The following is a 7,727-nucleotide window of genomic DNA, read 5'->3' as shown; positions in this document are numbered from 1 at the left end:
AGTGTTAAGCTTCCTTATTTTCAGTGGGTTAACACAATGATAAGTAATGTAAAAAATTCGATACGCGGAACATATCATTCGATTAGCAAAAAGTATTTACCTCGTTATCTTGCCGAATTCTGTTTCAGGTTCAATTGGCGCTTTAACCTTAAAAAAACATTCGAACAGCTTATTTATTCATGTATCCGGGCAGCACCTATACCTGAGTATTTACTCAAGCTAGCTGAGATTCGATGGTAATCAGGAATTATAATAACTTATAAGATATGCTGGCATTGCCAGTGAAGCAGGTTCGATATTACTAAAGTTTTTCTTGTAAAGATCCTTGGCATTTTCTTCGGTAATTTCCTCCGTCAGAATATTAAACAATTACGGAGAAATAAAAGTATACCCCGCTCGAATAAAAGTGTTTAAACGAGCGGTATTTCCTCCTTTGGCGAGGTTTTTTATTTTAGATCAAATCATATTTTTTATTTTTCCTGCATCATACGGTTCAGCAATGGCACGGTGGTCGCCATAATGATTGCGACGATAAAGGTGGCAATACCGATTTTGCCGAATACGCTGGTATAGACTGGTAATGTTTGCAATGGGTCCGTAATACCTTTCGGTGCGGCGGTAAGGGCTGCGACATAGCCGCCAAGTAAGGAGGAAGTCGCTTGAGTTAAATACCACATCCCCAGAATAAAACCCATCAGGTACTGAGGAACGAGAGCCGCAATCATTGCCAGGCCCAACGCACTGATCATCAATTCACCGACGCCCTGGAAGAGATAAACCAGAACAATAAACCAGGCGGAAGTTAAACCTTGTTCATCTGCAAACCACAAACCGGCAGCAGCGGCAGTCAGGAAACCTAAAGAGCACAGGAACATACCAACCGCAAATTTGGCTGGCATCGTCAGGTCCTTACCTTTAGCGCCCCAGTGAGTGTATAGCGCGGCGAGTATCGGGCTGGCGACAACGATCCAGAATGGGTTAAGGGCCTGGAAACTGACCGGATTGATATTAAAACCAAGCAACTGATGGTGAACGTTGTGGATGGCGAAGAAGTTGAGAGAAGTCGGCATCTGAGCATATAGGATGAAGAACACAATAGCTTGAAGCATCAAAATGAAAGCGACAAACATTTTGTTACGGCCAATTTTATCCTGTTTGAGCGCTTCCCGGAAAAAGATAAACACTACGATGACAGATAGGGTAATCAGCATAATATTGGCTATTTTCACGTTGTGCATCAGCCATGCGCAGACGTAAACCATCACAACACTTCCTGCCACGACCAGAAATAGGTTTGTGTAGTTGATTCGTTGATGATCGGGTTCGGAACCAATATTACGCACGGTATTGCGACAGAAAATATAGACCAACAACGCGATAATCAGACCAATACCACAGATATTGTAGGTAACGGCGTAGCTAAATTTTTCCGCAATAACGGGAGCGAGAGCGAGTGAGAACAGCGAGCCGAGGTTGATTGACATGTAAAATAGGGTAAAAGCCCCATCCAGACGAGGATCTTTGGGGGGATAGCATTTAGACAGCAGGCTGGCTGGGTTGGCTTTGAATAGGCCGTTACCAACGGCGATCGTTCCCAATGCGTAGAAAATTAAATTAGGGTGCAGGATAGAAAGGCCCGTCATAAAGTAGCCGATTGCCAGCACAATGGCGCCTAACACAATGGTTCGTTTAGTTCCCAGTAAGTGGTCGCCTACATAGCCGCCAATAGAGATCAAACCAAAAACCAACGCGGCGAACGCACCGAAGGTAATAAACGCTTGTTCTTGGGAAAATCCCAATTTTTGTACAAAATAGACAGTGAGAACCCCTTGTACGCCGTAGTAGCCGAATCGTTCCCAAAGCTCGACGAAGAAAATCATAAAGAACGGCTTGGGTTGTTGTAATAAACCGATGGATACGGGTTTATTCATAGTTAATTGCCTCTGATTGGTTGAAATACACTCGGTAAATGTACAGTGACGTTCAGTGACATGATTTGTCGCTAAAGTGGTTTTCTTATGTACTTTATTCAAGTGGTCGGAGGACAGTAGATTATTATATGGTTAAAATATGTTCCTGGTGGCCGATCACACTAACATAAAGATATTTATATTGAATTTAATAGTATATTCATCAAGTGAATGCTAAAAATGATCAGGAAAAGAGCTGAATAGAGGCATTGACAAAGGAATACTATTCAGGCCGTTCAGGGCCTGAATAGTGGAAGAACAATGACTGCCAGGAGGAGAGGCAGTTAAACTGCGGCAGCTTCAATTTCCAACATAACTGGACGGAAATTACGCTTGAAATAGATGAGGCCGTGGCCTTGTTCGCTTACCGTGATATGTCTAATCTGAACCAGATACACGTTATGCGTCCCCACTTCTTGAACCTGTTCAATTTCACCTTCAAGACTCGCGAGGGTGCCGGTCAACACTGGTTGACCCAATACCCCTGTCTGCCAGATATTCCAGCGAAAACGCTCTTCCATGCTGACTCCGGTCATACCGGCAAAGTGGCGTGCCATCAATTCTTGTTCGTGGTTTAAAATATTTACACACAGGCGGCCATTTTCCTGAAAAACGGTATTCATAGCGCTGTTTCGGTTAATGCATACCATCAGCGTGGGTGGCGTATCGGTGATCGAGCATACCGCTGTGGCAGTGATACCACAGCATCCCGCGCGGCCATCGGTGGTGACGATATTCACCGCTGCTGACAGACTCGCCATCGCATCCCTGAAACGCAGGCGATGTTCATTTTCTACAGACATATTGGCCTCCTGCTACCGATTATTTCAGCAGCTTATCTAACTGGTTGATATCGCTATTATTGTATAAGTGTGGTCTACGCCAACCATGCTGATCATAATCAGCAAGGCAGCGATCAACCATATCCATCATTTTTTTCATATTGCCGGAGCCATGAGCATGGCGCAGACATTGCATCCGAATTTCATCCTGACTACCGGCATAGTTGATTTCGTACAACTCGTGACGGCCGCCGAATTCACTGCCAATGGCGTCCCACATCAGTTTTAAAATCTTGATACGCTCAACGTGATCGATACCGTTGGACCCCCGAACATACCGGGCCAGATATTTATCAATTTCAGGGTTGTTCATATCACGTACACTAGATGGTAGATAAATTAGGCCGCTGGTGACGTTACTTTCAATAATATTCTTAATCTTAGTGTAGGCCATTGGCGCCATAACGCGATAAGTTTGTATTGCCTGAGTATCCGGCATATAAGCGCCGCCTTTCCAAGGTTTGGCTTCTGCCCACATCGCGTCGCTCAGTGACCAAAACAGGTTACGCCAGGCAACCACTTCGCCCAGGTTAGCCTGAACACCCCGGAATTCGATCACGCCGGTACATTCCAGGCTCCTTTGTAGCAGGGCAGTAATAAAATCCAGCTTCACCGCCAGCCGTATACAAGCCTGTAATGGGAACAGACTGGTGAAACCCGCTTGAATCGCCCAGTTGCGCGCACGGTCGAAATCACGGTAAATCAGGATATTTTCCCAAGGGATAAGTACCTTATCCATCACCAGAATCGCATCGTTTTCATCAAAACGGCTGGATAAAGGATAATCGAATGGGGAACCTGTTGCTCCTGCTACCAATTCATAGGAACCGCGGGAGATCAGTTTCACGCCCTCCGCATCCATTGGCGCGACAAACATCAGAGCGAAATCAGGGTTATCCCCCATGACTTGTGCGGAGCCGAAACCGATAAAGTTATAGTGGGTCAGGGCTGAGTTAGTTGCTACCACTTTTGCGCCGCTGACAATGATACCGGCATCAGTCTCTTTTTCTAGCTTAATATAGACATCACGTGTCTCATCAGCGGGTTTATGACGATCGATTGGTGGATTAACAATAGCATGGTTAAAGTAAACGCCTGTTTCCTGAATACGTTTGTACCAGGTACGGGCATTATCAGCGAATTGACCATAATATTCAGGAAATGCGCCGAGCACGTTGCCGAAGGCCGCTTTATAGTCAGGCGAGCGACCCATCCAGCCATAGGTTTGGCGTGACCATTCCGCTATAGCATCACGTTGTTGGCGCAGATCATCCGCACTGGTAGCAAAGCGGAAGAATTTGTGGGTGTACCCGCCATTGCCGGTATCGGTATTCCAGCACAGGACATCATGAGTTTCCGGGGCGTGCAGGGCATCGTACAACTGACTGATTGAAGCAGCAGAATTACGGAATGCGGGATGTGTGGTGACATCTTTTACGCGTTCGCCATAAATATAAATTTCGCGGCCATCTTGAAGGCTTTTCAGGTACTCTTCACCGGTGAAAGGACGTTTTTTGTCGGCGCGAAAATCTTCTGGTTTCATGTCTACCTCACAGTCGTCATAAAAAGCGCCGATCTTGATATAAGATAATCAATATTGGCACGGGAATGTTAATTTAATGTTTGTTTTGTGTTTCTTAATTGAAGCTTTGGAACCGCTTTTCTTGAATAGATTTTTGAAAGGTTCGCTGGTACTTTTCGTTGGGAAATGGTGATTTGTGACTAAAGTGTGATCTAGGCGATATTTTGGTGACCGTTTATACGGTCACCTTTAGTGGGATAATAGTTATATGAGCTTATGTACAGTAACCTTGATTAAGGCACAAAGATTAATGTACATGCAATTTTTTATTTCTAGATGATGAAGGGGCCTCTTCCGGGTTTGCACGCTTTTTGCTTATTACCGGCTGACGTTTTTCAGCTGTAACTAATCCGATGCTATATTTACTTTTTGGGTAATCATGGCCGCGAAATTCATTGACGTTTGTGATAAACATTGCGCTTACCTTTCTCGTACTTTGCAGATACTCGCCTTCGTCTCTTTCAGGTTCAGATAAATCTGTCAGAATTGAAGCGGCTACTTTTCTATCCTCACCATATACAACAGCTATTGCAGCACCAAAATGAAAAGGATATGCTCCTTTTCCACTTTTTATCTTCTCCGCGATCATTAGCCCTTGTTTTAAATCTGGCAGGTCTGTTTTATCCATTGTGGATTTTCCTAATGGGAGATGTTCTTCTTTTAAATCTTCGTCAGAGGCATTACCTATTGATTTATTTCCAAACTCCACGGACATTATTATTCCCAGATCTGCTCCAACTGTTGCTTCATTTTCGTAAGGGAATGGTTTAGTTTCATGTTTGTTGTATAAGATATCAAGGGTATATTCTGTGTTGCTAATACAACTTATCGGTAGGTCTTTTTTGAAAGTTAATGTTGACACTCCATTCTCGGATGGACCTCTATCAAATAGCTCCTCTGGTACATTGAGGCCGGGTTTCTTTTCTTCTAACAGCTTATCTACAGGACCATAATGTAAAAATTCATCTTTGATTCTTATCAACGTTGGTTTTAACTTAGATCTTTTTTGCTCATCTATTTCTACATCAAAGTCAAATCCGGGAATATTGTATTTCGTAGGTGCAAGCCCAGAAATATCAACCAGTGTTGACGGATTATTTCTCACCATCCGGTACAGATTCAGACCATCCACAGTTCCCGCCGGATCGGCGCTTAACCACCTGCCTACCCACGGTTGATAATAACGATAGCCGTAATAATATAGCCCGGTAGCATCTCGTTCTTTACCTGAGTAACGGAGGATTTTATAGCTGGCTTCTATTTGGTTTCTTGCTGCCCATAATGCTGTGCCGCCAAATGGATAATACTCTTCCTGACTGATAATTTGTCCTGCGTTATCCAATTCAAGTTGACTGGAACCGATTAAATTGTCATAGCTATAACGGAGTTGATTGTTATTGATACCGGCTGGTGGCGTAGTTTCCCAGTGTAGAACTCGCACTTGCGCGTGGCCTGCCGCCCCCACGGTAATAGCATGCAGGTCTTCTGATGTAGTAGTCCCATTTTGCGTTGTACGTAGCTCCAGACCGGGAAGATAAGTTACTCGTTGCTGCTGCGTGCTGTTGCCAGTCTGCTGCTCACTGACTTTTAACCGTCGCATGCCGTCGTTGCCGTAACGATACCATTCCCGATCGCTGGCGCTCTCGCGACTGACTGGCGTTACCTGTTGTAGCTCACCTCGTGTATTCCAACTCAGCTCTTGCCCCGGTAGCAATTTTGTTTGATGTCCGCCGGCATCAAACAGTGCATCCACCTGTGTTGGGTCTGAGGTTAGCGAACTCAGCACTGCCCGATTACTGTAATGCGAAACGGTGATATCTGTGGTGTAGTTATTTTGGGCGGCGGGGGAACTGTGCCGGATTTGAACCAAATTGCCGCCGCGATCGTAATTATAGCTGCGAGTATAGTTGGTATATGAGTTTTCATCAGTAGGAAGAGGGATGATTGGCGAAGGAAGTTGGTTGCTTTGCTGGCCGATGTTAGCCATCTCACGTCCTGTTGCACTGATAAGCTGGTACAGGGAATCGTAGGTGTAGGTATTTTCAGGGACTATTTTCTGATTGCGCCAGAAGCGGGTGGCTTCTGCATCATTACGGACACTAATAATATTCCCTACAGGATCATGTTCATAGCGTAGATCTTGTAACACTTTGCTATCTGATTGACGGCGAGTGGTGGTACCGATCAATCGTAGAGTTTCCGGTTCATAGCTGTATTCAGTGATAACGCCGTTACCGTGTTCTTCACGCAATTTCTGGCCTGCGGCGGAATAGATCAGGGATTTGACAATGACTTGCTCACTTTGGTTTTTCAATGTCAGCCAGCTACCTTGTAATTGTCCTGCCACATTGTAAGCCAGACGTTGCATGTTGCCTTTTGCATCGGTTTGGGTCAGCAAAGCGCCGGTAGCATCAAAGGTGCTTTGGGTCGTGTAAGTTTCGCTATTGAGTTTGGTTTGCCAGAGGGTTTCATCATCACCTGTCCAGTCTGCTTCCTGACCATCGGCTAATAACTGACGGGATTGAGATAAGATGTTTTCTGTCAATGACAGGCTTTCCAGTTGAGTCACTCCTGCTGTGTCGTAGTGGCGCACATATTGGCCGGCAAGATTATGATCTTTTTCCGCCTGTGTATTACCAGCCCAAATAAAATGCTCAGTAACGCGGGGAGTCTGTTCTCCGGGGGCTTGTTCACTTACGGACAATAGACGGCCGGGCAGGGTATTGGCTTCATATTGTCGGGTCTGAATGGCGCCGGTTGCGGTTACAATCAACACTTGACGGCCTTCAATATCATTAAGGGCAATGGTACGGCCGGCATCGGCACTTTCTGTTCGCAAAGTATCGCCGGTGAGATTGTATTGCCAGAGGAAGTTGGGGTTTATTGAGTTGTCGAGCTGTTTGGCGTCATACAGGCGTGGATCGATGCTTTGGCTCAAGTGTCCTCGGACATCATATTGGTGGCGGGTAATACGAGTATCTGTATCACCTCTCGCGACAGTGCGGTGAAAGTCGATGTTACGAATGGTCAGGCCACGGTTATCGTAGACGTTAACCGTGGGCGTATGTTGATAAAGTTTTGGGTCAATGTTTTTCATGATTTACCTCTTTGTTATATTTAAGAATTTCTGTCATCACAGCTTTATCTGCATTAAGCTGAATAGGTGTTTTGACATCGATAACAGTGATCATCATTACTGTGGATATGCTAATTCACCTAATTAATGATAGATGCTAAATAGTGATTTAAAATGACTGAAAATATGGAGCGCCTTTTATTTTCTGATCTCCTTCTCTATGTATTGGTAAATTCAGCTCAATTTATACTTGTTTT

General features: G+C 44.8%; 5 protein-coding genes. 1 reads left to right on the top strand and 4 read right to left on the bottom strand.

Translation table 11 applies throughout. The annotated features are described in order from the left end of the window. Positions 1-240, top strand: a 240-nt coding sequence (locus tag EAE92_RS22100; protein ID WP_214066812.1) for a transposase, incomplete at its 5' end; no start/stop codon positions are given. Positions 241-470: 230 nt separating this feature from the next. On the opposite strand, the gene dtpB is transcribed toward EAE92_RS22100, so the two are convergent. The 4 genes from dtpB to EAE92_RS22080 all read right to left on the bottom strand — a co-directional run bounded on the left by dtpB (position 471) and on the right by EAE92_RS22080 (position 7,491). Then, positions 471-1,931, bottom strand: a complete 1,461-nt coding sequence (gene dtpB, locus EAE92_RS22095; protein WP_214069610.1) for a dipeptide/tripeptide permease DtpB — start codon at positions 1,929-1,931, stop codon at positions 471-473. 323 nt (positions 1,932-2,254) lie between these two features. After that, a complete protein-coding gene (gene hpaC, locus EAE92_RS22090) occupies positions 2,255-2,773 on the bottom strand; it encodes a 4-hydroxyphenylacetate 3-monooxygenase, reductase component (RefSeq protein ID WP_036808028.1) in 519 nt (172 codons plus the stop codon). 19 nt (positions 2,774-2,792) lie between these two features. Next, positions 2,793-4,355 carry a 4-hydroxyphenylacetate 3-monooxygenase, oxygenase component gene (hpaB, locus tag EAE92_RS22085; protein ID WP_214069609.1) on the bottom strand — a complete coding sequence of 521 codons (1,563 nt, stop codon included), beginning with the start codon at positions 4,353-4,355 and terminating at the stop codon, positions 2,793-2,795. A 286-nt stretch (positions 4,356-4,641) separates the two neighbouring features. Then, the gene (locus tag EAE92_RS22080) at positions 4,642-7,491 is read right to left on the bottom strand and encodes an RHS repeat domain-containing protein (RefSeq protein ID WP_246545347.1); all 2,850 of its coding nucleotides are present in this window, start codon (positions 7,489-7,491) and stop codon (positions 4,642-4,644) included. Positions 7,492-7,727 lie beyond the last annotated feature (236 nt).

It is taken from the genome of Photorhabdus hainanensis, from assembly GCF_018448965.1.
GTDB lineage: Bacteria > Pseudomonadota > Gammaproteobacteria > Enterobacterales > Enterobacteriaceae > Photorhabdus > Photorhabdus akhurstii.
This window is presented reverse-complemented; position numbering and strand designations above follow the sequence as displayed.